The following is a 24,180-nucleotide window of genomic DNA, read 5'->3' on the forward strand; positions in this document are numbered from 1 at the left end:
ATGTCAATACCTTACGATTTCATCTAACCTCTAACTTCTAAAATCTAACGATCTATTGTTATGATATTATCGAAATAATTTAACCGTTGCGGTTCTTATTCTTCAACTGAATAACTGCAATATCAGAATACCTGACACTCTTACTTTTCCAGACAAGCCTGAATCCTGGCGTAATAAAATCATCGGGAATCAAAATTTCTTTCCTGAGAAAAAACACCTGGCGGGATTTAATACTCACCCCATAATCTTTCAGGACTTTTTGAAAACATGCATACACCAGTTCGGTACAGGAAAGAGCATTGTAATTGGAAAAATTAAACCCAAAATCATAAGGTCTGTTGAGAAAACGAATTGCGGAACCAATAACTTCATCGGTACTGAGGTTGTCACCTTTCCCGGATTCAATAGATGGATTTCGTCTGAGGACAACCATATAATCGCACCGACAGAAGTTTAGAAAGTCTTCCATAAACACGCCTTTCGCCATAGCATGAATGACCATCTGTTCTCCGGCAACGATTGCATCCTGCCTTACATCAGGAACGTATTTCCGGGCTTTGTCCAACGTTGTCTCACCAATAAAAATACCTGCATGCGTGAAAAATCCGGGAATAAAATAACCATCCAGATAGGAACGATATCCCCTTATTAAGATATCTCCGGGCCTGACACTTTTCATGGCCTCCCTCATCTCATCTCCTTTGATAAGGTAACTCCCCGGATCGTAAAGTAAAAACATTGGATAGACATAAACCTTAATGTCTCCAAAAAAGGTTAAGCCTTTGTTGCGCAGGTTTTCAAGCAGTTTCATAGTTCTTCATTTATCCACAACAACCAACCATTCCGGTGAAAGAATGAAAACCGGAATGCACAAAAGCCGCTCAATTATGCAAATTGAGTGGCACCTGAAGATAAGCTTTGGTAAAATGAAACAAGTCCCGATTGTTCGGAACGAGTTCCATTCGACCTTAATTAACAAATTTTATACGGATGAAACGAGCATGGCAAGGAATCCACAAAAGAACATGTATAAACCCCATTCATGTGAGTTCCATCAGACCAATAACTTAAACAAATTTTATACTGATGAAAGAAGTGGCCCTAATCAGGCTTAATGTATGGCCAAAAAAAGATTATGTCAATATCCGCTTGTAATTCTTCCGGAGAAGTTCATTAAATATTTCTTCCGGAATCAGCTCTTTATCAATCATCAGGTCACGTTCATGCAATACCCGATCAAAGGCATTTCGGGCCGGAAGCTTATGTTTTATCTCACTTAAAATTACTTCACGACAGTCTTTTAAATCTATGTAAAATTGTGCTTCAACCTGCCTTATAATTTCCGGATCATATATCAAAACATTGCTTTCTGAATGGTGATAAGTTGATCCCCTTGCGATATTGTAGGATCCAATGGAGCAAACAGTGTTGTCAATCAATAGATTTTTAGAATGAAAAGCACCTTTGGGCTGCCATTCATAAATATGTATTCCATTCTCGAGCAAATACCTAAAATGCTTGGTACATTCCCAGTACATCCAGCCAAATAGACCGTTCAGCATCAAACTTTTAGAGGATTTTTTGCTGCAGGTAATCAAATGAACCTCCACACCCCTTTTCACAGCTTCGGCCAGATAATAACCATAAATTCTTGGCGGACGAATACCATGACACCCCCAAAAAATATGCTCCTTTGCAGAAGCTATTAGTTCAAGAAATTTATTGGTAAGAGGTAATTCTTCATCGTCGTATGGCTTGTGAGCCATATATGCCACGGAGGCAGTTCCGCAAGGTTTATTATTTTTGAGGTAACCGGGAAACTGCTCCTCTACAAAGCCGGAGTTAATCCATTTGATGGTTTTTACAAACTCATAATACCGGGAACGGGGCTTCTCGCGAACTGTTCTCTCCCACAATTTGTATCGATAAAAGTCCTTCAAAAACTGAATTTGAATATCCCTTACCACAGGTCCTTTAAGATAAACATCACTGTCACGCCACGCTTCTTCTCTTATGCCACCGTAAGCATATTTATCTCCCCAGTTAATCCCTCCCAGGATCACCTCCTCCCCATCAATGACCATGTATTTTTCATGAAAGTGCTGCTTAAGTTTAAGCTTGGCATTTCGCATCAGCTGCTTAAATGGGTGGCCTTCTTCCCAGTGGATTCTCCATCCCTGACCAAGTGGATTGTATTGATGCAATTCAGCCCCGTTTTTTTCAAGCCGTTTCAATAGTTTCCCGACAAAAGTCGTTTTATTAACAATTTGGTCTAATATGATTTTAACTTCAACCCCTCTTCTCAGCTTTTCCAAAAGCTTATTCACCAACCGATGCGTCGTTTCATCATTCATAAACGAAAAGGTGACAAGATGAATGGTTTCCTGGGCATTGTCAATCAGCTTCCACCGTTTTTCAAAAGACAATTTCCCTGAGGGTAAAAACTCCACATAATTCCCTTCTCTGATTTTAGAATTTGACATCATGCACAATCATTTTTTTATGATTCCTTTTCAGACAGTATTCCGTTAAACTTTTCGATAATGACTAACGAGGAACTATTTAAACACCAGTAGTTTTCAGAATGCAAATTCATAATTACATCGAACCATTGGTTCTTTTAAAACCCTGGAATATGCAATCTTCAAAAATTTTGTTTACTTAGAAAGATACATAAATTGCAAAGGGAATTCAACTCACCAGAAGAAACTCAAGAAAGATACATCCACTAAAAGAAGTTAAAACCACCGGAAATAAACCAACCTGAAGTTTTCAAAAAACACATTTTTTATCCTATCTTTACACTAAGATTCCTTCGAAAACCTCCAAAATGTAAATAATTGCATCGCAGATGTAAAATAGTGTTTCATCACGAGGTGTAAATCAGCCCGGCAAATTAGACTTGTTATAAATAAAGAACAATTTCTTTAATTTTCTTAGCGAATAAAAAACGTAGCATCTACCTTTGCATTTCTAAAATCCCAAAGGGGTAAAATAAATATCGAGATACAACTAAAAAATAATGATTTTATGAGCAGTACACTTGGTTCTTCTATTGGGAAGAAGTTGCTGATGAGCCTTTCAGGACTTTTTCTGATTATGTTCCTGCTGGTTCACCTAACCGTGAACTCGTTTCTTTTAATCCCCGACGGGGGTGAATTTTTCAATGCCGGGGCACATTTTATGGCCACAACGCCTGCCATCAGGGTCATTGAGCCATTGCTGGCCATCGGGTTTTTGATTCACATATTGTATGGAATCAAGTTGACCCTGGAAAACCGCAAAGCACGTGGATCAGCCCGGTATGCATCAGGGAAAAAGACCACCGGCGTTACCTGGGCATCTCAAAACATGCTGGTTTTGGGAATTACCATAGGTGCTTTTTTGGTGTTGCACATCGCACACTTTTGGGTGAAGATGAAACTTACCGGCGATCCGTTACTGGAGCACACCACCATTACCATTGGCGGGGTTGAGACCGAAGTCGAAAATGCTTACGCACTGGTCAATCACACTTTCAGTTATCTCTGGATTGTGATTGTTTATGTGGTTGCTGCCGTGGGACTGGCCATTCACCTGTCTCATGGTTTCTGGTCGGCTTTTCAGACCATCGGATTCAGCAACCAGATTTGGAGAAAGCGCCTGACGGTTCTGGGCAATATTTTTGCCTTTGTAATTGGCTTTGGCTTTTCCATCATTCCCGTGCTTCAGTATTTGTTCTATCAAGGCTAATCATTAAAAAACCGGAGAGATTATGGTAAAAATAGATGCAAAGATTCCCGAAGGGCCAATAGCTCAGAAATGGGAAAACTATAAAGCTAACCAGAAACTGGTTAACCCCGCAAACAAAAGAAAACTGGATATCATTGTTGTTGGTACCGGTTTGGCAGGTGCTTCTGCAGCTGCTTCATTTGGTGAAATGGGCTTTAATGTAAAAGTCTTCACCATTCAGGACTCCCCACGTCGTGCACACTCTATCGCAGCACAGGGTGGTATCAATGCTGCTAAGAACTATCCGAATGACGGTGACTCTATCTACCGTTTGTTTTATGATACAGTAAAAGGTGGTGACTATCGTGCCCGTGAAGCCAACGTACACCGTTTGGCCGAAGTCAGCAACAGCATCATCGACCAATGTGTGGCTCAGGGTGTTCCCTTTGCCCGTGAGTATGGCGGATTGCTCGATAACCGCTCTTTTGGTGGTGCTCAGGTAAGTCGTACATTTTATGCCAAAGGACAAACGGGTCAGCAGCTGTTGCTCGGTGCCTACCAGGCCCTCATGCGCCAGGTAAATGCAGGAAGCGTAAAATTGCATACCCGCAACGAAATGGTGGAAATTGTAATGGTGGACGGCAAGGCTCGTGGTATCATCTCGCGCAACCTGGTAACGGGTAAGCTGGAACGTCACTTCGGACATGCCGTTGTACTGGCCACCGGAGGATACGGAAACACCTTCTTCCTCTCTACCAACGCCATGGGATCCAACGGATCAGCAGCCTGGAAAGCCTACAAGAAAGGCGCTATGTTTGCCAATCCCTGTTTCGCACAGATTCACCCAACCTGTATCCCTGTTCACGGAGAGTTCCAGAGTAAGCTTACGCTGATGTCGGAATCACTTCGTAACGATGGTCGCATCTGGGTACCCAAAAAGAAAGAAGACGCTGAAGCCATCCGCGCAGGAAAACTCAAGCCTACTGAAATCGCTGAGGAAGATCGCGACTACTATCTGGAGCGTCGTTATCCTGCTTTCGGAAACCTTGTTCCCCGTGACGTGGCCTCACGTGCAGCCAAAGAGCGTTGCGATGCAGGTTTCGGAGTAGGAACCACCGGTCTTGCTGTATATCTCGATTTTAAATCGTCCATCGAGCGTCTGGGACGCGATGCCATCGAGGCTCGTTACGGAAACCTATTCCAGATGTACGAAAAAATTGTGGACGACAATCCATACGAAACACCTATGATGATTTATCCGGCAATCCACTACACCATGGGCGGTATCTGGGTAGATTATGAACTGCAAACCACCGTTCCCGGATTGTTCTCCGCCGGAGAGGCCAACTTCTCAGATCACGGAGCCAACCGTTTGGGAGCATCAGCATTGATGCAGGGTCTGGCAGACGGATATTTTGTTCTGCCTTATACAGTCCAGAATTACCTGGCAGACGATATTGCCACCCCACGCATGACCACCGAAGAGAAAGAGTTTGAGGAAGCTGAAAAGGCAGCAAAAAGCCATTTCGAAAAACTGATGGACATCAAGGGTAACCGCTCAGTGGACAGCATCCACAAAGAGCTGGGTCTTGTGATGTGGGACTTCGTGGGTATGGCCCGCAACAAAGAAGGTCTGGAACAGGCCATCGAAAAAATCCAGGCCATCAAAAAAGAGTTCTGGAGCAACGTACGTATCCCCGGTTCGGAAGAAGATATGAATGTAGAGCTTGAAAAAGCCGCACGTTTGGCCGACTTCATCGAAATAGGTGAACTGATGGCCCGCGATGCACTGCACCGTGAGGAATCCTGCGGAGGTCATTTCCGTGAAGAGTATCAGACCGAAGAGGGTGAAGCACTGCGTCAGGACGACAAATTTGCATACACCGGCTGCTGGCTCTTCAAAGGCGAGGATCAGGAGCCCGAACTTCACAAAGAAGAGCTGAAGTTTGAAGTAGTGAAACTGGTTCAGCGTAACTACAAGTAAACAGGGTGTTAATTTAAAACGAAGTATCAATCATGGAAAATTCAATAAATATCAAACTCAAAGTTTGGCGTCAGGCCGGCCCCAAAGCCAAAGGCCGGTTCGAAACTTATGAGCTCAGCAATATTTCTACAGACAGCTCTTTTCTTGAAATGCTTGACATCCTTAACGAGCAACTGATAAACAAAGGAGAGGAACCTGTAGCGTTTGACCACGACTGTCGTGAAGGAATCTGCGGTATGTGCTCACTTTACATCAACGGACGTCCGCACGGACCCGATGATGATGTCACGACTTGCCAGCTGCACATGCGTAAATTCAAGGATGGACAGACCATTACCATTGAACCCTGGCGATCTGCTGGTTTCCCGGTAATTAAAGATCTTATCGTGGATCGTACCGCATTCGACCAGATTATTGCAGCCGGTGGATATGTTTCAGTAAATACAGGAGGTATTCCTGATGCGAATGCCATTCCTATTCCCAAGCCCGATGCTGACGAGGCTATGGACGCTGCATCCTGCATCGGCTGTGGTGCCTGTGTGGCCGCCTGTAAAAACGGATCGGCCATGTTGTTCGTTTCAGCCAAGGTTAGCCAGATGGCGCTGCTCCCCCAGGGACGCGTGGAAGGTGCTCGCCGTGCCAAAAATATGGTTGCCAAGATGGACGAACTTGGATTTGGTAATTGTACCAACACCGGTGCCTGTGAAGTGGAATGTCCAAAAGGCATTTCATTGGCAAACATCGCACGCTTGAACCGTGAGTTCTTAAAAGCCAAGGCTCAGGACTAAACCATGGAAACCGTCTTTGCAAAAAGACAAACTCCCTGATATCACGGTAAAACAAATACATTTTCAACCCGCTTTCGCTGATTTTTCCCAATCATTCGAAAGCGGGTTTTTTTGTTAATTAGTGTCTGTCCATAAAGTACCATTTACTGCGTTACGCTTGTCCGAAAAGTACTCATTTACGAAAAGTAAACTCCGTATTTTCGGACTTCGCAAGCCTTGTAACTGGCACTTTCTGAACAGACACAGCTCCAGCCAGAAACTTTCCCGACTTTATATACGGGCACTAATTAGTGTTTGTCCATAAAGTACCACTTGCGTCCCCAAAGGATTGGGGCAGGCATAGCAATTGGCCCTTTCTGAACAGACACATGACTTTTTGCAAACTTTCCCGAATTTATAGATGGACTCTAATTAGTTATTAGTCTTGTATGTAGAAAATCTTTTTTTTAACTTCATAGCGCCGCAAAAAGAGAGACCATGCCATACAGACGACTTCCAAACACTGACCAGGCCCGACTGAGGGCACTTAAAACAGCCCAAAGCAAAGGGGCTCAGCTCCCACCAATGGAACTCGCCTTTTCTCAAAAATCACTTTTCGACATCAAAGCTTTCGTGCCTCAATATGAACAGGCCATTCAACAGTATCAATTCAGTCGTGACCGTCAGGCTAAATTCGGAAAATCTCTTTCCGAGCACTTCAAATTATCCCGAATGTATCTCTCTCATTTCTTGCAAGTGGTGAACATGGCCATAACCCGGGGAGAATTAAAACCAGATGTCAGATCATTTTACGGCCTGGATCGTGAAACAAAAGCCATCCCTGACATCAATACCGAACAACAATTACTGGAATGGGGCAAAAAAGTCATTCAGGGAGAGGACAAACGCATGAGCCAGGGCGGGTCGAGGGTGTTTAACCCCACCATTGCCATGGTAAAAATGCGTTTCGAAAAATTTCAGGAAAACTACGACTTCCATAAAGATCTGCTCAAAACCTCACAGAAAATGCATGAAAAGGTTACTCAGGAGAGAGAAACGGCTGACCAACTCATTGTGAAAATCTGGAATGAAGTGGAAGCCACCTTCAACAACCTGGAACCGGATCAAAAAAGGAAAAAAGCCTCGGAATACGGAGTGGTCTATATCTATCGTCCATCGGAAAAAGAACCTCCGGAATAACTTCATATTTCCTTGTAATCAACAGGCTAAAAGCGTTTGTTCACAACCCAAAACCAAAAGAACCTCGGGGCAATAACAAAGTGCGAAAGTATGGTTGAGACAAGCCCGTAATTTCTGACCATTATCCGGAACCGCTCCTTCAGACCCGGAACAATATTCTGCCTCGTAAGACCGCCCTCTCTGAAACGACACAATACCTTATGCGTATTTCGGATTTCTGAAGCTCCGTGAAGAGCCTGAAGACACCAGTCAAAATCTGCCGAGAATTTATACCTTAAATCATACTTTCCGGCCACTTTTCGTGATGCGATGAACGCCTGGTGACTTACCAGCATACCATGTCTGAAATGACGCCAATTTAGCTTTTCCGGTGGCGACAACCGACGCAAACCAATTTCACGGCCATCAGAATGGATCATTAACGTTTCTCCGTAATAAACGTCCGCAAGAGTATCTTTCTCAAAAAGATTGTCTAACACATCGGGTGAGGCGGGTTCATCACCGGCATTTACAAACCAGAAATAATCCCCGGTAGCCAGCTCCATCCCCTTATTCATGGCATCGTACAGTCCTTTGTCAGGCTCACTGATCCAGCGGTCAGGTACCGTTTCATTCTGTCTGATTACATCCAGAGTCCCATCGGTGCTCCCGCCATCCACGATCACATATTCCAAATTGGAATAGGTTAACTGTTGGATTGTTGAAATGGTGGACTCAAGATTTTCGGCATCATTAAAAACAACGGTAATTATGCTTATTTTAGGTCTTTGCATTCGAAAATTTTCTAAATCACCCGGTAATTTGCTGATATAATTTTTGATATTGCTGAGCAATAACTTCAGGATCAAAGTTCTCCTCAGCAAAAATCCGTGCATTCCTCCCCAGTTCCGCATGGTTTTCCAGAACTGAAAGGATGCCCAGGGCCAGCTCTTTAGACTTTCCGGGAGCCGATAGAAACCCGGACTTCATATGATGAACCATCTCCGGAACACCGCCAATTTGAAAAGCCACCACGGGGGTCCCACAAGCCATGGATTCAACCACCGTATTGGGCAGATTGTCCTGCATCGACGGCAAGACAAACAAATCTGCAGCCTGATACAGGCCGGCCATCTCAACTTCGCTGGTTACAACATCGTATGAGTGAAGCTTAAAAGGCAATTGACCGCCCAATACTTCAATGTTTTTCCCGAAAACCATCAACTCAAGTTTCTCCTTCAGTTCAGGTTCTTTTTGCGCAATATAATTCAGCGCTCTTAACAAAAGTCCTATTCCTTTTCGGGGGTCAGCAACATTAGCGGCTCCAAAAAGCAGTAAATTCTTCCCTTCCGGCAAACCCAGACTCTGTCGCAATTTCATCTTATCCACAGGTCGGAAAAGCCGGGTGTCCACGGGATTGAAAATCTGCTCCACTTCATGTTTCAAATCCTTCCGAACAAGCGAACTTCCGGCTGCCATCTTCTGCATCCAGCGGCTGCAACCCACAAATGTAATGGCAGCATCTTTATATATTTTCTCTTTGGTCTCGTGCTGACGTGCGGACAAATCATCCGGAGCTGGCGATTTAAGCATGGGGCATTGGCCGCAGGTGGAAGTAAACCCGCCACAAGTTCCAGGATAATGACACCCTCCGGTAAAAGGCCAGGTATCATGAAGGGTCCACACCACCGGTTTTCCAAGATCTATTAATTTACGGAGTCCCTTGAGGGATAAAAAACCCTGATTAATCCAATGCAAGTGAATAACATCCGCCTCACGAACCAGAGGATGACGGCTGATGTCAAAACCGAACCTACTCCGGGAAAAGGAAAAACGATTCTGCCGGTTTTTTTCAAAAGGAACAAAGGAAAAAACCTCTCCAAGAAACATCATCTGTCGATATATCCCGGAGCGACCCAACAACTCAACCCTTGCGTGATCTCCGAAACCTTCCAGCACCAACATACGCACATCGGTGCCATGCTGATGCAAAGCATCCAGAAGTCTCACCGCAGCCACTGCAGCGCCTCCCACATGATCGCTTTTATTGATATGTAATACTTTCACGGATATTCGGGATTTATGGGTAAAGATATAATTTTTGAACGATACCGCCCGAAGATTTGTTGTGCTAACAAAACAGGGATAAAACATCCATGCAATATGGTAACCTCAAAAAAGCGGAAATGAGATGAAAGGAAAAGAGATAAAAATATTACAAGCTAAAGATGCAGATTTAAAGCACATCCTCTTTGTTGATAAAACAGTCTTTGGTTCTAATAAAAAAGCTGATTTAACGGCCAGAATTATCAAGGACAATGCTGCGCAACCCGTTGTTACATTTCTGGCATTTGACGATCAAACGGCTGTGGGTTATGCTATTTTCGCCAATGCTGAGGTGGACGGATGGCACCAGTCGGACCATGTAAGCATTCTTGCACCATTGGCTGTAATCCCGGAATACAAGGACTCCCAAGTCAATAAATTACTGATAGAAGAGGGTATAAAAAAACTTAAGCAAATGGGAACCGAGATGGTTTTCACTTTCGGAAACCCTGAATACTATAAGAAATTTGGATTCGTACCAGAAGCCGAAAGTTTCGGATTTGCTCCCCCGGCGACACTTACTAATGAGAGCCGTGAGAAATGGATGGTTCAGGCCCTCACCCTTAAAGGGCTGAGTAAAAACGTTGGATCTGTGGTTTGCTCCGAATCAATGAATAAACCTGAATTCTGGGGATTATAGACCGCTACGGCACCGGATCATGTCCACTTCCGCCCCATGGATTACAGGACAAAATTCGTTTGATCGCCAGCCAAAGCCCTTTAAAAGGTCCATGTTTTTTCAGCGCCTGAACGGAATAGACGGAGCAGGTTGGTGTGTACCGGCACGAAGGCCCGATCATCGGTGATATTACCCATTGGTAAATCCTAACAGGAATAATCAGAAGAAAAACCAGGATTTTTTTAAAGCCCTCATATATTTTCCGAAGCATCCTCATAAACCCTGCACCTCATTAATTAACCTTTGAATGGCCTTCTTCATAGCCTTCTCAATAGAATGATAATCCATTTCTTCTTTTGAAACAAAAAGAAAAGCGATCCCTGCCTGCTTGTTTTTCTCTTTCAAAACAGCGAGGAGTGGCTCTTTGTTCAGGCGATAGGCTTCACGCATTCGGCGCTTCAGCAAGTTACGCTTTACAGCCCTTTTGAACCTTCTCTTGGAAACCGAAAACATAGCCTGAACCTGTACATCCTCCGGAAGTGCATCACACAAATACTGCACCCTGAGCGGAAAAGCCATAAAAGCTTCACCACGGTCAAAAAGTTTGTCAATTACCTTCCGACTGCAAAGTTTCTCCGATTTCCCAAAAGTGAATGCTCTTTGCTTCATTTTCAACTTGCCTTCATTCCCTGATAAAATATTCTACATACAAAAAACACTCCTTCCCAGACCCGGGCAAGGAGTGTTTTAACTGTTCAAATATCGTTGTTATTTTTTGTTATGCTTTTTAATATACATCTCGAGCGCTGCCGTCATTGAAGGAGCCTGAGGCATAGGAGCCTGAATATCCAGCCGAAGTCCTGCTTCCTTTACTGCTTTCGCTGTGGCGGGGCCAAAAGAAGCAATAAGGGTGTCTTTCTGCTCAAAATCGGGAAAGTTTTGCATCAACGACTTTATTCCCGAAGGACTGAAAAAGACCAAAACATCATAATTGATGTCCTTAAGATCACTCAAATCGCTGCTAACCGTACGATAAAGGATGGCCTTGGTATATTTAATTTTAGCCTTGGTCAGCAGATTGGGAATTTCAGGTTTATGAATATCCGAAAGAGGTACCAGAAATTTCTCCTGCTTGTGTTTTTTGATTACCTCCACCAGGTCGGGAAATTTCCCTGTGGAATGAAAAATCTTCCGTTTTCTGTAAACAATGTACTTTTGGAGATAGAAGGCGGTAGCTTCCGAAATACAAAAGTACTTCATGTCATCGGGCACCGTAACCCGGGTTTCTTCACAGATCCGGAAAAAATGGTCAATAGCAGTTCGGCTGGTAAAAACCACTGCGGTATGATCCAGAATATTAATTTTCTGTTGTCTGAATTCTTTAGAAGAGACCCCTTCAACCTGAATGAACGGCCTAAAATCAATCTTCACATTGTTCTTTTCCGACAGGTCAAAGTAAGGGGATTTTGGTGTTGACGGCTTAGGCTGCGAAACCAGGATTTTTTTGATCTTCAATTTGCTTAAGTTTTAGTTCAACAAAACCAGAAACCATTACACTCTTTACGTCAATAAAACAGCACTTTAATCAGCATTGACAAGGGTAAAATTTCCAGGGCACAAAGGTACAAAAATATGTAATAACCTGAAAGCCCACCCCTTAAATTTGCCACAATTCCGCGGCCTACCTGAACTACATACATTAAAACAAAGACAGAAAAGCCAATAGATGGGATCCAATGTCGTGCCTCAGGCTCCAAAAAAGGAAAAAGAACCACCAGTGGCATCAAAACCAATCCAAACGCCTTGCTCATTACCGAGGATTGAAAAAGATACCGCGAAGTTGCTTCCTGAACCCGGAAAACCCATCCAATAAACCTATATACGATAAATTTAAGGGTAAATATGACTATCAGAAACCCAAACAAAGGGATAAGCAGCCTCCAACCCGAAAGGTCGAAAAACGTGCGCCCCGAAAGACGTAAAGATTCAAAAAACAGCAACGCGAAATTGGCATAAAACAAGAACTCCAGCCAAAAAGACGCTACAGCCCGACCTCCGCTGTTCGCAGATTGTAATTTACCTGCAATGTTTTTGAAAAAAACAGCACTAAAAACGTCTGAAAGGTATTTGTGCCATTTGAACCTGATAAGGCCTGTCAGCGCGACAAGAGCAACCAGGAGTATCAGAAACCAGTTTTGCCCAAGCAAAGGGACCTCCCGATGATGAACGTTAACGGGGATGGGATCCTGAATCTCGGCTGTTTCCAGCTTTTTGAGCGCTTTTTGTGCGATATTGGAGGAGTCAGACACAGACTGAATCCCCACTTCGTCCTTTTTTTGGTAATTCGCATGATCATCCACCTCCACATCTTTCGCACCCCCTGGGTATTGGAAATAATCCAACGGAAGCAGACTAATACTGTCATTCCTTTCAGAAACCCACAAATCACCCTGAAACCCTGAGGCCTGCCAATCGGTCAATAAAATGGCATCCAGAGAATCCGGCCCGGTATATAGGTTTTCGGGTTCAGCGTCATCAGCGGATGCATCCAATACCGATGCCTTTTGTTGAACTGCCTGCTCTTCCTGTTTTGGAGCAGAAGGCTCTTCCTCCTGCAACAATTGAATGGCAGGTGGCTCTACCTTAAGCTCAATGCGTTCGGGAACATCGATAGACGGCTGCAATATCTTCGCAGTACTATCCTCTTTTTGAAAGTTTGGCAAAAACACGGGAATCTCGTTTGGTCTCATCTGTAATCGGGTTAATCTGCAAAAATATAACAAATTAAAGGAATATATCCTCCTCCGGGATGGAATTATTAAATCGGAACAACAAGTGTCTGGTCAGAAAGTGACAATTGCAAAGCCTGCCCCGATTATTCTTCGGGGGCTTTCGACCCCCTGCCGCCTAAAGCTTTAGCGGTCGCACGGATTGTCAAAAGCGCAGTTTACTTACATAAATGAGTCTTTTGGCGGCAGGTATAACGCAGCAAGTGGTACGTTATGGACAGATACGAACTATTCTTATGATCTCTATGCCAAAAATATCATACTCATTTCATCCCTTCATCGTACCGTCGATAAATCCTATGAAGGCCTCAAGCAAAGTCTCATACATAATCGATTCTCAGGAAACCCTGCCATGCCAGCTTCGTTTTTAATATGGCAACGATCCCTTTTACAGGAAATTAATCAAGCTCTGTAGTTTCGTTTACCTCATGATTCAGCCACAATAATCAAAAAAACGTCAAAAAATCGTAACTTTTTTACAAAACATGAGTTATCAATTAAGACTGTACCCCATTATATTAGTCATTGCTCAAAAACCCATCGATCTTTTCAAACTTTTTTAAAGTCATTTTCAAAAATTAAAACTTTTTATATATTTGTAAAAACTGTTCTGTTCTGTTTTGTGATATTGTATAACCAAAAACAAAACGCTATGTTCGAAAAATACTTTAACAAACTGTCCTACAAGATAGGCGCTCTCATAATCCTCACCCAGCTTGCAGCACTGATCATCATCGGATATTTCTTCATCAGCACCTTTGCCGGAGAAATAGAAACCCGAATAGAAAACCAGATCAGCACTCCCGCCTACATGATGTCGGAAGGAGCGCTCGCTTACGAATCGGCAGAGAATGCAGAAATCATGGAAAATGTAGTTGGTGAGACCATCAGCGAATGCATCATTGTAGGAACCAATGGTTTTGTCTATTACTCTTTGAACCCCGACTTTCGGGAAAAATATGTGGATGAGACCACCCTTTACGAACATTTCCCGGAGGTAACTGATGAGATAAGTGACCCTGTTTTCAAAAATATGGAGCTGCAATCGAAAGAAAGTTACGCCAGCATTGCTCCAATTGTTCTGAGCGACGGCCGCAGACTGGGAACCATACTAATTGTTGCAGAAGCAGACAAGGTCGTTCAGCAAAAAGCAAATATTACCTGGGTCGTGATTGCAGGAATCCTTTTCTGCCTGATACTTACTTCAGCTGTCATTCTATTCCTTTTTAACAAGTTTATTACCACAAAAATTCATATTGTGCTGGATGTTCTGGACAACCTCAAACAGGGTAAACTACAGAACAAGGAAATCAACACCAACTCCAACGACGAAATAGGACTAATAATGAAGGCGGTTGACAAGTTGAACCAAACTTTTAAAGAGATTGTTTCCAAAATCCATTCCAGCTCCCAGCGACTTTCGTCTTCCAGCATCAACATGAGCGATGTTTCACAGCTTATTGCAGATGGGTCTAATGAACAGGCATCCTCTGTAGAGGAAGTTCTTGCCAGCATTGAAGAAATGTCGGCCAACATCGAAAACAACTCGGAAAACTCACTAAGAACAGAGAAAATCTCCGACAATACCTTTGAAGGACTCAAGAAAATGTCGGACGAAGCCGAGCTAAGTCTGAAATACATTCGTGAAATTGCAGACAAAATAACGGTCATCAACGACATAGCATTCCAGACCAACATCCTTGCGCTCAATGCAGCAGTTGAGGCAGCAAGGGCAGGCGAGCACGGAAGGGGCTTTGCAGTGGTTGCCGGAGAAGTGAGAAAGCTGGCTGAGAGAAGTAAGTTTTCGGCGGATGAAATCAACAAACTGGCCAATGACTGTGTAAACATTACGGAAAGTTCACACGACATGATGACCGAGCTGATTCCGGAAATTGGCAATACCACCAATCTCATCAAAGAAATAACTGCCTCCAGTATGGAACAAAAAACCGGAGCCTCTCAAATCAGCTCCGCAATCAGCCAACTGAACGAAGTTATTCAACGAAACACCAAATTTGCGGATGATTTGTCGAAATATTCCGGCGATCTCGAAAAAGAATCGCAGGAATTGAAAGCACGCGTCCGCTTCTTTAACACAGACATTGATGAACAAAACAGTGAACTTTAACCGGCGGTTTTTATCACTCTGTACCCCTGTTTACCGGGGCAGGCACCGGCATTATTGACGCTCAACATCAACAATGCCAATGGCCGATCAAAATAAGACTGATATCAACCAAAAGAATCATTTCAAAAACGTGTCGTATGAAACGAATCAAATATTTTCCATCCAATATTTTCCTCATTGCTTTTTCTTTACTGTATCTCCTTTCCTGCGCTGATTCAAATCAGTCAGCGGACACGGAAAGAGATAGCAATGAAATTGAACGCCCTGAACAAACAGAAATTAAAATGGTAGGTCAATGGCTCGGCCAGGGCGACAGGGAGCAGTTCATCCGTGAATTTGTGCGCGAGTACAATTTCCTCCATCAGGACAAGAAAGTTACCATGATTTTCCCTGAAGATTTGGTTGGCAACGACCGTGGAGGACAAAAACTGGATCAGATGACTGCCAAACAACTGAAAAGTGACCAATCAGAATACGATTTGTTGATGCTCAACAACGTAAACAACATCATCCTTGATGAACCTGACTGGGCCGAAAAATATCTGGTTGACTTTACCCAAATTGACGGCTTCGCAGAAAATACCGTGGACGGAGTTATCGAAAAAAACAAGGAACGATGGTCGGGAATCATCCCCGGTCCGTTTATAGAAGGCTATAATTACGCCCTGTGGAGCAACCAGGAGGTGGCAAAAAAGCTGGGAATTGAAATCAAACAAATCGGGATGACCTTTGAGGACTTCAGGAGTTATCTGAAAGCAATGCACGACTACAATCAAACGGTAAGAGAAGAAGAACGCATTTATGGAATACTGGAAGCAGGAGACTGGTCAACCCTGGTTAACCTCTTCAATCAACTCTTTTTATCCAATCTGGAAAATCCGGACCATTACCATAATGAATACATCAGTGAATCCAAACTAGAAGCCTGGCACCAAAGTCTGAAACAACTGGAAACGCTTGCCCCATATAAACCGCTCCATCCCGAATGGACATCGATGATCTGGAACGATATTTTTCCCGAAATGCTGAATGGGAAATACCTTTTCTTTTCAAATGCCACCTGGATGTACAACTTCTGGCAGGGAGTGAACAATGGCAACCTGAACAATATGATGCCTTCTGAATATCCGGTAACAAAACCGGTAAATTACTATATCGGCGGATATCAGATAATGTGGGTTGTTCCCAAAAACGCGAAGAACAAAGAGGCTGCAATAGAACTTCTGATGGCAATGAATCAGCCCAAAGTAGCTGACAAGTGGGTAAGAGCCGCCAAAAGTCCAACCGGTATCAAGGCAGAGTTGTCCTCATCTTCGATGGGAGGCGATCAATTTGAGAACTTCATCAACTCCATAGAAGAAAAATATGGTGAAAACAAAATTACCCTTGGCGGAAACAGCCAGTACATCTTTGATTATGATCGCCGGTTTTCCAACAACTATGGACATGAAGTAATGGCGGGTCAAATGACGGCCGACGAAGCCATAAGAACGATTAGGGAAAGCTTTAGAACACAGAATATCAAAATAGTAAAAGAGTGAGGTTCGCCCACTCTTTTACTTTATTAAATTACCAAATATGATTACACCAGATTAATTACAATTTTCATTGTAATCCTGAATGGCCTGTAAGCGCACATCTTCTCTAAAGACTGAATTATTAAGGACTTTATTCAAACCCGAAGCCTCTTCTCCGTCTTTACCGACTACTTTGTACGCTCCCTTCTGCTGTTTTTCCACAACCTGAGGACAATCAGAAAGCTCTTTTTCAATGTTCAAATTATTGACAAGTTTCAATTTTCCGTTTTTGCCAATTTTATATACAAGGTTTGGCTTTGCATTCTCCTCAAGCAGTTCCACATACTCATTTCCCTCATACACCATCACATCGGGGATTTCATAAAAGTGCATATACAACGATATTTTATCTTCTGAAATTCTGCGCATAAACATTTTTTTGGGTAGCATATTCATCCCTACGGCAGACATATCAGCATATTTGACCGATTCATAAACCAGCGAATCATAGGTATATCCGTCAATATCTTTTGCATCGTATTTCTCGAAGTGCTTATTCTTTACCTTCTCAGTATTTTCAAAGGTCTTGGACGGGATAAATTTAATTTTTGATTGAAATTCCCATGGTGCAGGGTACCACTTATCATCATGATAAGTCTTTCCAAGAATCTTGATATACCCGTCAGTGGCTTTACCACCTTTAATAATCGTGCCTTTTACAACACCCTCTTTTTTCATTTTCTCTTCAAGTTGTCCAAAAAGAACAGAAGAAACGCTGAAAAACAGCATCAAACAAATAACCAAATGTTTCATAGTATAAAATATAGATTAGAAAAAAAATATCAACGGGGAAAATCGCTGTCTTTCAAGACAATATGCAGCACAAAAACACGCCCCCCAACTAGGCATTGTCAAGAGGATTCACCATGAATACGAATTAAATAAGAACCGAAAATTTCAATAAGAAAATTAGAAAAGAGCCATTTAAAAACTCCTTCTGAATTGGCGAAAAGAATCGCAAGAATGGGGCGGGTCATAGATGTTGTGTTAAATTTCCTTAACAAAAATATATATTTTTTGAAGAAATCCCACTATTTATTGTACTTTTCTCACTAAAAATCCTGTCTATAATCTAAACGAACTTTGTTTTTAGCCCTGTTTCTGGTCAGAAAGTGCCAATTGCCAGGCTTGCGACCGCGTGCCGCCTAAAGCTTTAGCCGTGGCGCAAGTGGTACTTTATGGACAGAAATAACATACTATTTACATTGGTGTTGTTGGGTCAAACTACTGAGATGGCTTCACTGCGTTACCGATGACGGGCTTTTCAGGATGTTGGCCCCTGCAGTGCCACCAGGTTTTGACCAAACAAAGTCAGGATTCTACACACCGGCAAACCGAATGGCATCCTCATCCCAGGGTGTTGCACGCTCAATGGCTGCAACGACATCTTCGGGTCGTTCAACAATGGTCCACATCTCATTGTGAATGGGGCGCATAAATTGTTCCTCAACCATTTTCCGTGTCTGTTGCAGCATTCCGTCGTAATAGCCATTGGTATTCAGAACAACAATGGGGTGCGGGTATTGTCCCAGTTTCTTAAGCGACATCACCTCAAACAGTTCCTCCAGTGTTCCGGTGCCACCGGGCAAAGCCAGGATTCCGGAACTTCCCTGCACCATCAGCTCCTTCCGTTTATGCATGGTTTCCACATGAATCATATCCTCCACATCCTTATGTTCCCACTCCACATCGACCATGAAACGAGGAATAATACCGGTAACCACTCCGTTATGTTTCAGTGCCTCATCAGCAACAGCTCCCATAAGGCCAATTGCCCCGCCACCATAGATAATTCCATATCCGGACTGTACCAATGCTGCTGAAACACGCCTGGCAGCATCAAAATAAACTTCAGGAACCTTAGGACTGGATGCACAAAAAACAGCTATCTTTTTCATCCGTATATAATTTATTAATTATTGCCCGTCTATAAACTAAGCAAAGTTTCTCAAGTTCGCTGTGTCTGTTCAGAAGGTTTCGTTTACAAGGCTTGCCATTAGCGGAAATGCGGAGTTTACTCGAGTAAATGAGCAGTTTCCGCTAATGGCGTAACGCAGTAAACGGGACTTTATGGACAGATACTAATTAAGGCCGGATGGAACTCGCATGTAAGAACTTATACATATTCTCTTGTGGCAATCGTCGGCAAGCTCGTTTCATTGTTTCTTTTTTCTACAGATTGCAACAGGATCAAAAAAACCGGAATATTTATCATCCAATCAGAGGAATCATTTCTTCCAGGGAATCATATATTCCAGCACATAAGAGAACCCAACATTCACTGTGTTATCCCCATTGCCAAATCCGGGCACGGAATAGGGCTGAAGTTCACGTGCATTATCCTGGAGAATTTTTACCTTCAAATTCACTGTCCAGCCCATATAGAAATTCTTAAAAAGCTCTGTTCGGGGACCTGCAGACACTTCAAGCCAATGCGTATTCATCAGGTAAGCCGATTCGGAATCATGGAAATCACCCCAATAATCGTTCTCAATAGTATAACCTCCTGAGCGATGCTCCTGAAAAGCAAACCCATAATTTAGTCCCACGAAAATATTGTCGTTGTTTCCAACCTCATCCACCGAAAAAAAATCATACAGCAGTCCTGCTTTCACAAAGGAGCCGTTGCTTTCATACCTGAAGTTTCGCTCTTCAACATTCTCGTCCGAAAAAACCAAATTCTCAAACCCAGCTTCCCCTCTGAAGTACCATCCGGGGGATAAATTGATATGTGTTACGGCAGAGAAGGCCGACCTGTCAGTATCAAAAAAAAGTCCGATGGGCCCCTCAAGATTTACTCCCAGAGTAATTCCCTGAACCTGCTCTTCTTCAAAGAGCTTATCCGCTTTCTCGGAATTCTGTCCTCTGCCCGGACCGGGAAATAAAAACAGGCTAATAAATATAAAGCTTAATATTTGCTGTAGATTCACCATATTTTACAGTTGGATAAGCAATTGATACCGAATCTATAATAGACCTGGAATAAAGTATCGTATCTAAATCGAAAGTAAAAACATATCCGCAATCACGGGAGATAAAATCAAGTTCTTTGCTGTAAACTATCGATAATGTGTCCTTCAGCGTTTCTGACACACCCAGCACAAAAGTGGAGGTGTCACTTTCAAAATTCAGTGGCATAAAAAGTTCAGAAAGTCTCTGTTCACGGTAAATACTGTCGCTCATATCAATACCGATGAGGGATACATTTTCCAATGTGCTATCTTTATCGGAAGTGGACCATGCAGAGTAAAGGCGTGCCTGAACTGCATGCTGGTTAGAAAGGCACGCTTCCTCCCCTTCACAGCCGGGCGATACAAGCAGAACCATTAAACAAAGGGCCGATAAACCTGTTAAAAGCTTCATGAGTCAATCATTAATTTTCGGCATTAAAGTGCCGGCATTGGTCACCAAAGACTTCAAAAACCATGCGGTTTTTCTCAATACTTCTGCAAAGGTAGAAAATAAAGTCATTTTTTGAAGGAACCTCATCCTGTACGGTTTCGAACACAAGATTGTTCACTTGCGTGCGAATCAGGCATATACCTCTGAAGCCCAAACCCCCTTTACCTGTTAAAAACCACCCATTTAATATCCTTGGCCTGTAGTTTGTAAGAAAAACCTTTTGAATAATACGAAATTAACACATTTGCAGCATTCGTATCTTTTCGATTGAGCATTGTCTCAATAGATGGTAAGATTTCTATAGATTAGAGAAAACGTTATTTTAAACTTAAAGACTTAATTTCCTTAACATTGAATAAGCTTAACGGACTATTGATTTGTATAATAAACCCTGAAAAATAAATAACTTAAAGTATGACAAAAATGAAGAAAACCTTACTAACCCTGTTCGCCCTAATCCTGACGGGCAACCTGGCTTTTGCCGGACAGGGAGAAATTGAATTCACCGAGTATCGGCTCGACAACGGTCTTCATGTAATTCTGCATCAGGACAACACCACCCCCATCGTGGCAGTTTCCGTGATGTATCATGTGGGCTCCAAAAACGAACAACCCGACCGCACCGGTTTCGCACACTTTTTTGAACACCTGATGTTTGAAGGAACCGAGAACATTCCCAGGGGTGAATATTCCAAATATGTTGAAAAGGCGGGAGGCACTCTTAATGCAAACACCACAGCCGACCGTACCTACTATTATGAAATTATGCCCTCCAACCAGTTGGAAATGGGCCTTTGGCTGGAATCGGAAAGAATGCTCCACGCAAAAGTTGACAGTTTAGGCATTCAAACACAAAAAGGGGTCGTCATCGAGGAGAAAAAGCAGCGTTACGACAATACCCCTTACGGCTCTTTACTTGCAGAGACGATGAAACGGGCCTTTAAGAAACATCCTTACAGATGGACAACCATTGGAGACCCTGACCACATTCGGGCTGCAAAAGACGAAGAATTTCAATCGTTCTATGATGAATTCTATGTACCCAATAATGCGGTTTTGGTGATTGCCGGCGACATAAATGTGGATGACACAAAAAATAAAGTCGAAAAATATTTTGGATCTATTCCGGCAGGAGAAAAAGAGATTTACAGACCAAACATTGTTGAGCCCCCTCTTGGCGGCGAAGTTCGGGATACTATCTTTGACAATATCCAACTGCCGCTGCTGATACATGCATACCGGACTCCGGCTCTCAACACCTCTGATTATTATGCGCTGGAGATGTTGAACACCCTGCTTTCGGACGGAGAAAGTTCTCGTTTGAAAAAAGCATTGGTGGATGAACAGCAAATTGCTCTTCAGATCAATTCATTTCCTTTGCCATTCCGCGATCCGAGTGTAAACATTGTAATGGCATTTCCGAATATGGGAAATGACCTGAAAGACCTGGAAGCAGCAATGGAAGCTGAAATAGAGGAGGTCAAAAACAACCTCATCGGAGAAAAAGAGTTTCAGAAACTCAAAAATCAGATAGAAAATGATTTTGTGACCGGAAATACACGTATTGCCACCAGAGCCAACAATTTGGCAAGATATCATACCTTCTTTCGCAATGCGAATCTGATTAATACAGAGATTGAAAACTACCTTGCTGTCTCTCGCGAAGACATACAACGGGCTGCCCAAAAATATTTCACGGAAGACAACAGAGTCGTATTATTCTATCTTCCCAAAAACCAACAATAACCTATTCAACAAACTTCGGGCTTTAGAAAAGGCTTCTGACGCCCCGGCAGTTGTTGATAAAACTCAAAAAACAAGTAAAAAAATGAAGCGAATATTCTCTATAATTACCCTGCTTACGCTGGCAACAGGCATCCTGAGTGCCCAGATTGACCGTTCAACCCCTCCATCGCCGGGCCCTGCGCCTGAAGTGCAGATTGGGGATTATGACAAATTCACCCTCCCAAACGGACTCACCGTCATTGTGGTTGAAAACCATAAAGTTCCTGTAGTCTCTTATTCTCTTTCGTTGGATGTAACCCTTCCCGCGGAAAGAAATCTGGCCGGATACATCGAGTTGGCCGGCAGTATGCTCCGAAGTGGCACCACCAATCGCACCAAAGCAGAAATAGACGAAGCCGTTGATTTCATCGGAGCGAACCTGTCCACCGGACAAAAAGGCATCTATGCCAGATCGTTGACCAAACACAGTGACGAATTGCTGGATATCATGTCAGATATTTTGTTGAATCCTTCCTTTCCGGAGGATGAGCTGAAAAAACAGGTAACACAATACAAAACAGGTATTCAGGCAAACAAAGAGGAACCATCGGTTATCGCCCAGAACATTGCGGGAAAGTTGATTTACGGGCAGAACGACCCTTACGGGGAAATAGTTTCAGAAGAAACCCTCGATAACATAACCGCAGAAGATTGTCGCAAATATTACCAAAGCTATTTCAGACCCAACACAGCTTACCTGGTCATTGTTGGAGACATCAATACCAAAGAAGCAAAGAAACAAGCCAAAAAGTATTTTGGCAGTTGGGAAAAAGAGGCGGTTCCTCAAAACATCTTCCCCTACCCTGAAGGATTTGAAGCTCCGGTTGTTGCCATCTCCAATAAAGAAGGTGCCAATCAATCCACCATTATAGTTGCTCATGATGTGAATCTTACACCAGGACATCCGGATATTCCAAGTGCCCGTGTGATGAACAGCATTCTTGGAGGCGGATCATTCAATGCACGCCTGTTTCAGAATCTGCGCGAAGATAAGGCCTATACCTATGGAGCCTATTCAAGCCTGGAGTCGGACGAAAGAGTCGGTTCATTTATGGCTAGTGCACAGGTCAGAACTTCTGTAACCGACAGTGCCCTGACTGAAATTCTTAATGAAATGGAGCGTATTCGCACTGAGCCTGTCTCTGATGAAGAGTTACAGCTGGTAAAGAATTCCATAACAGGAAACTTTGGACGTGCGCTGGAAGATCCCCAAACGGTAGCTCGATTTGCACTAAACATAGAACGATACGACTTACCAAAGGATTACTATGAGACTTACTTACAAAGAATTGCAGAAGTAACTAAAGAAGATGTGCTCAACGCAGCCAAAAAATATTTAAAACCGGAAAATGCTGTTATCCTGGCTGTGGGCAATGCCTCTGACATTGCAGATAAAATGAAAGCTTTCAGCCCCTCACAAAAAGTAACTCAATACGACTACTACGGGAATGAGGTGGAGAAAAAAGCTGCTGATGCAAATGTTTCGGCAACCGGTGTACTGGCTGATTACATTGAAGCCATTGGCGGCCGTGAAAAACTTGAATCGGTTAACGATTTGAAAATGAATTTGGCCATGTCGATGCAGGGAATGGGCATCACCATTGAGATGCTCCAAAAAAAACCGGGTAAATTTTATCAGGCGACATCGATGAACGGAAATGTTGTTTCCTCACAGGTTTTGAATGGCGACAAGGGAAAAATGAAGACTCCAATGGGCGAACAAAAGCTGGAGGGAGAAATGCTTAAACAAATGCAGGAAAGTGCTTCTATTTTCCCCGAACTCAACTATCCTGAAAATGACACGGAACTAACACTTGACGGAGTTGAAAACGTTGACGGCAAGGAAACTTATAAAGTGATTGTTTCCAAGCCTTCAGGCACCTCCACCACCGTATTCTTTGGCGTAAAAGACGGATTGAAATACAAAGAGGTAGCAGAAACACCACAAGGGCTGGTTTCCACCACTTTTGATAAATATACTGATGTGGACGGGATCCTTTTCCCCATGTCCATGAAGCAGGTTATGGGGCCCCAGTCTTTTGACATTGAAGTTAAAGAAGTTGCCGTGAACAAAGGTATAGATGATGCCAAATTTGAAATAAACTGAACACCGAATGATTGATTCCTTTTCTA

21 protein-coding genes are annotated in these 24,180 nt (G+C 43.1%); 9 read left to right on the plus strand and 12 right to left on the minus strand.

Features of this window, described 5'->3' with window-relative positions; translation table 11 throughout:
* Nucleotides 1-79 precede the first annotated feature (79 nt).
* Together BY457_RS02930 and BY457_RS02940 are read right to left on the minus strand one after the other, a co-directional pair.
* Nucleotides 80-811: a YiiX/YebB-like N1pC/P60 family cysteine hydrolase gene (locus tag BY457_RS02930; protein ID WP_106151829.1), complete on the minus strand. Its 732-nt coding sequence runs from the start codon at nucleotides 809-811 to the stop codon at nucleotides 80-82.
* A 322-nt stretch (nucleotides 812-1,133) separates the two neighbouring features.
* Nucleotides 1,134-2,486, minus strand: coding sequence for a phospholipase D-like domain-containing protein (locus tag BY457_RS02940; protein WP_106151831.1), 1,353 nt, complete (start codon nucleotides 2,484-2,486; stop codon nucleotides 1,134-1,136).
* A gap of 544 nt (nucleotides 2,487-3,030) precedes the next feature.
* Between BY457_RS02940 and BY457_RS02945 the strand changes: the two genes are divergently transcribed.
* The 4 genes from BY457_RS02945 to BY457_RS02960 all read left to right on the plus strand — a co-directional run bounded on the left by BY457_RS02945 (nucleotide 3,031) and on the right by BY457_RS02960 (nucleotide 7,662).
* The gene (locus BY457_RS02945; RefSeq protein ID WP_106151832.1) at nucleotides 3,031-3,732 is read left to right on the plus strand and encodes a succinate dehydrogenase cytochrome b subunit; all 702 of its coding nucleotides are present in this window, start codon (nucleotides 3,031-3,033) and stop codon (nucleotides 3,730-3,732) included.
* A 22-nt stretch (nucleotides 3,733-3,754) separates the two neighbouring features.
* Nucleotides 3,755-5,695, plus strand: a complete 1,941-nt coding sequence (locus BY457_RS02950) for a fumarate reductase/succinate dehydrogenase flavoprotein subunit (RefSeq protein ID WP_106151833.1) — start codon at nucleotides 3,755-3,757, stop codon at nucleotides 5,693-5,695.
* Between the two features lie 32 nt (nucleotides 5,696-5,727).
* Complete coding sequence (locus tag BY457_RS02955) at nucleotides 5,728-6,483, plus strand: succinate dehydrogenase/fumarate reductase iron-sulfur subunit (RefSeq protein ID WP_106151834.1); 756 nt, start codon at nucleotides 5,728-5,730, stop codon at nucleotides 6,481-6,483.
* Nucleotides 6,484-6,960: 477 nt separating this feature from the next.
* On the plus strand, nucleotides 6,961-7,662 hold the full coding sequence (locus tag BY457_RS02960) for a hypothetical protein (protein ID WP_106151835.1): 702 nt from the start codon (nucleotides 6,961-6,963) through the stop codon (nucleotides 7,660-7,662).
* 26 nt (nucleotides 7,663-7,688) lie between these two features.
* Here the strand turns inward: BY457_RS02960 and BY457_RS02965 are convergent, their stop codons facing one another.
* Together BY457_RS02965 and BY457_RS02970 are read right to left on the minus strand one after the other, a co-directional pair.
* A complete protein-coding gene (locus BY457_RS02965; protein ID WP_106151836.1) occupies nucleotides 7,689-8,435 on the minus strand; it encodes a glycosyltransferase family 2 protein in 747 nt (248 codons plus the stop codon).
* A 16-nt stretch (nucleotides 8,436-8,451) separates the two neighbouring features.
* Entirely contained in the window at nucleotides 8,452-9,708 is a 1,257-nt protein-coding gene (locus BY457_RS02970) for a glycosyltransferase family 4 protein (protein ID WP_106151837.1), read from the minus strand.
* Nucleotides 9,709-9,832: 124 nt separating this feature from the next.
* Between BY457_RS02970 and BY457_RS02975 the strand changes: the two genes are divergently transcribed.
* On the plus strand, nucleotides 9,833-10,387 hold the full coding sequence (locus BY457_RS02975) for a GNAT family N-acetyltransferase (RefSeq protein ID WP_106151838.1): 555 nt from the start codon (nucleotides 9,833-9,835) through the stop codon (nucleotides 10,385-10,387).
* Nucleotides 10,388-10,391: 4 nt separating this feature from the next.
* Here the strand turns inward: BY457_RS02975 and yidD are convergent, their stop codons facing one another.
* From yidD to BY457_RS02995, 4 genes are all read right to left on the minus strand, one after another.
* Nucleotides 10,392-10,643 (minus strand): membrane protein insertion efficiency factor YidD, encoded by a 252-nt coding sequence (yidD, locus tag BY457_RS02980; RefSeq protein WP_106151839.1) that lies wholly within the window; start codon nucleotides 10,641-10,643, stop codon nucleotides 10,392-10,394.
* Nucleotides 10,640-11,035 carry a ribonuclease P protein component gene (locus BY457_RS02985; RefSeq protein ID WP_106151840.1) on the minus strand — a complete coding sequence of 132 codons (396 nt, stop codon included), beginning with the start codon at nucleotides 11,033-11,035 and terminating at the stop codon, nucleotides 10,640-10,642. Before BY457_RS02985 ends, yidD begins: the two co-directional genes overlap by 4 nt.
* A 99-nt stretch (nucleotides 11,036-11,134) precedes the next feature.
* A complete protein-coding gene (locus BY457_RS02990) occupies nucleotides 11,135-11,881 on the minus strand; it encodes a uroporphyrinogen-III synthase (RefSeq protein WP_010662309.1) in 747 nt (248 codons plus the stop codon).
* 50 nt (nucleotides 11,882-11,931) lie between these two features.
* The gene (locus BY457_RS02995) at nucleotides 11,932-13,116 is read right to left on the minus strand and encodes a DUF4271 domain-containing protein (RefSeq protein ID WP_106151841.1); all 1,185 of its coding nucleotides are present in this window, start codon (nucleotides 13,114-13,116) and stop codon (nucleotides 11,932-11,934) included.
* A gap of 691 nt (nucleotides 13,117-13,807) precedes the next feature.
* On the opposite strand from BY457_RS02995, the gene BY457_RS03000 reads away from it, so the two are divergent.
* The gene (locus BY457_RS03000) at nucleotides 13,808-15,283 is read left to right on the plus strand and encodes a methyl-accepting chemotaxis protein (RefSeq protein WP_106151842.1); all 1,476 of its coding nucleotides are present in this window, start codon (nucleotides 13,808-13,810) and stop codon (nucleotides 15,281-15,283) included.
* Between the two features lie 137 nt (nucleotides 15,284-15,420).
* Complete coding sequence (locus BY457_RS03005; protein ID WP_106151843.1) at nucleotides 15,421-16,824, plus strand: ABC transporter substrate-binding protein; 1,404 nt, start codon at nucleotides 15,421-15,423, stop codon at nucleotides 16,822-16,824.
* 51 nt (nucleotides 16,825-16,875) lie between these two features.
* Here BY457_RS03005 and BY457_RS03010 read toward each other — a convergent pair whose 3' ends face one another.
* The 4 genes from BY457_RS03010 to BY457_RS03025 all read right to left on the minus strand — a co-directional run bounded on the left by BY457_RS03010 (nucleotide 16,876) and on the right by BY457_RS03025 (nucleotide 20,223).
* Entirely contained in the window at nucleotides 16,876-17,613 is a 738-nt protein-coding gene (locus BY457_RS03010; protein WP_146130946.1) for a hypothetical protein, read from the minus strand.
* A gap of 566 nt (nucleotides 17,614-18,179) precedes the next feature.
* A complete protein-coding gene (locus BY457_RS03015; protein WP_106151845.1) occupies nucleotides 18,180-18,758 on the minus strand; it encodes an LOG family protein in 579 nt (192 codons plus the stop codon).
* Between the two features lie 330 nt (nucleotides 18,759-19,088).
* Nucleotides 19,089-19,793: a DUF6048 family protein gene (locus BY457_RS03020; RefSeq protein ID WP_106151846.1), complete on the minus strand. Its 705-nt coding sequence runs from the start codon at nucleotides 19,791-19,793 to the stop codon at nucleotides 19,089-19,091.
* Nucleotides 19,753-20,223 (minus strand): DUF6452 family protein, encoded by a 471-nt coding sequence (locus BY457_RS03025; RefSeq protein WP_106151847.1) that lies wholly within the window; start codon nucleotides 20,221-20,223, stop codon nucleotides 19,753-19,755. Before BY457_RS03025 ends, BY457_RS03020 begins: the two co-directional genes overlap by 41 nt.
* A gap of 462 nt (nucleotides 20,224-20,685) precedes the next feature.
* On the opposite strand from BY457_RS03025, the gene BY457_RS03030 reads away from it, so the two are divergent.
* On the plus strand, nucleotides 20,686-22,008 hold the full coding sequence (locus BY457_RS03030; protein ID WP_258176541.1) for a M16 family metallopeptidase: 1,323 nt from the start codon (nucleotides 20,686-20,688) through the stop codon (nucleotides 22,006-22,008).
* Nucleotides 22,009-22,090: 82 nt separating this feature from the next.
* Complete coding sequence (locus BY457_RS03035) at nucleotides 22,091-24,154, plus strand: M16 family metallopeptidase (RefSeq protein WP_106151849.1); 2,064 nt, start codon at nucleotides 22,091-22,093, stop codon at nucleotides 24,152-24,154.
* Nucleotides 24,155-24,180: the final 26 nt, after the last annotated feature.

The sequence above is a fragment of the Marinilabilia salmonicolor genome (assembly GCF_003003035.1).
Lineage (GTDB): Bacteria > Bacteroidota > Bacteroidia > Bacteroidales > Marinilabiliaceae > Marinilabilia > Marinilabilia salmonicolor_A.

What these genes read in the sequence shown, in the direction of transcription:
- BY457_RS02995 (WP_106151841.1), bottom strand. Translation starts at nt 13,116, where the DNA reads ATGAGACCAAACGAGATTCCCGTGTTTTTGCCAAACTTTCAAAAAGAG.
- BY457_RS02965 (WP_106151836.1), bottom strand. Translation starts at nt 8,435, where the DNA reads ATGCAAAGACCTAAAATAAGCATAATTACCGTTGTTTTTAATGATGCC.
- BY457_RS02940 (WP_106151831.1), bottom strand. Translation starts at nt 2,486, where the DNA reads ATGATGTCAAATTCTAAAATCAGAGAAGGGAATTATGTGGAGTTTTTA.
- BY457_RS03035 (WP_106151849.1), top strand. Translation starts at nt 22,091, where the DNA reads ATGAAGCGAATATTCTCTATAATTACCCTGCTTACGCTGGCAACAGGC.
- BY457_RS02950 (WP_106151833.1), top strand. Translation starts at nt 3,755, where the DNA reads ATGGTAAAAATAGATGCAAAGATTCCCGAAGGGCCAATAGCTCAGAAA.
- BY457_RS03000 (WP_106151842.1), top strand. Translation starts at nt 13,808, where the DNA reads ATGTTCGAAAAATACTTTAACAAACTGTCCTACAAGATAGGCGCTCTC.
- BY457_RS02960 (WP_106151835.1), top strand. Translation starts at nt 6,961, where the DNA reads ATGCCATACAGACGACTTCCAAACACTGACCAGGCCCGACTGAGGGCA.
- BY457_RS03015 (WP_106151845.1), bottom strand. Translation starts at nt 18,758, where the DNA reads ATGAAAAAGATAGCTGTTTTTTGTGCATCCAGTCCTAAGGTTCCTGAA.
- BY457_RS02985 (WP_106151840.1), bottom strand. Translation starts at nt 11,035, where the DNA reads ATGAAGCAAAGAGCATTCACTTTTGGGAAATCGGAGAAACTTTGCAGT.
- BY457_RS02975 (WP_106151838.1), top strand. Translation starts at nt 9,833, where the DNA reads ATGAAAGGAAAAGAGATAAAAATATTACAAGCTAAAGATGCAGATTTA.
- BY457_RS02955 (WP_106151834.1), top strand. Translation starts at nt 5,728, where the DNA reads ATGGAAAATTCAATAAATATCAAACTCAAAGTTTGGCGTCAGGCCGGC.
- yidD (WP_106151839.1), bottom strand. Translation starts at nt 10,643, where the DNA reads ATGAGGATGCTTCGGAAAATATATGAGGGCTTTAAAAAAATCCTGGTT.
- BY457_RS02930 (WP_106151829.1), bottom strand. Translation starts at nt 811, where the DNA reads ATGAAACTGCTTGAAAACCTGCGCAACAAAGGCTTAACCTTTTTTGGA.
- BY457_RS03030 (WP_258176541.1), top strand. Translation starts at nt 20,686, where the DNA reads ATGAAGAAAACCTTACTAACCCTGTTCGCCCTAATCCTGACGGGCAAC.
- BY457_RS03025 (WP_106151847.1), bottom strand. Translation starts at nt 20,223, where the DNA reads ATGAAGCTTTTAACAGGTTTATCGGCCCTTTGTTTAATGGTTCTGCTT.
- BY457_RS03005 (WP_106151843.1), top strand. Translation starts at nt 15,421, where the DNA reads ATGAAACGAATCAAATATTTTCCATCCAATATTTTCCTCATTGCTTTT.
- BY457_RS03010 (WP_146130946.1), bottom strand. Translation starts at nt 17,613, where the DNA reads ATGAAACATTTGGTTATTTGTTTGATGCTGTTTTTCAGCGTTTCTTCT.
- BY457_RS03020 (WP_106151846.1), bottom strand. Translation starts at nt 19,793, where the DNA reads ATGGTGAATCTACAGCAAATATTAAGCTTTATATTTATTAGCCTGTTT.
- BY457_RS02945 (WP_106151832.1), top strand. Translation starts at nt 3,031, where the DNA reads ATGAGCAGTACACTTGGTTCTTCTATTGGGAAGAAGTTGCTGATGAGC.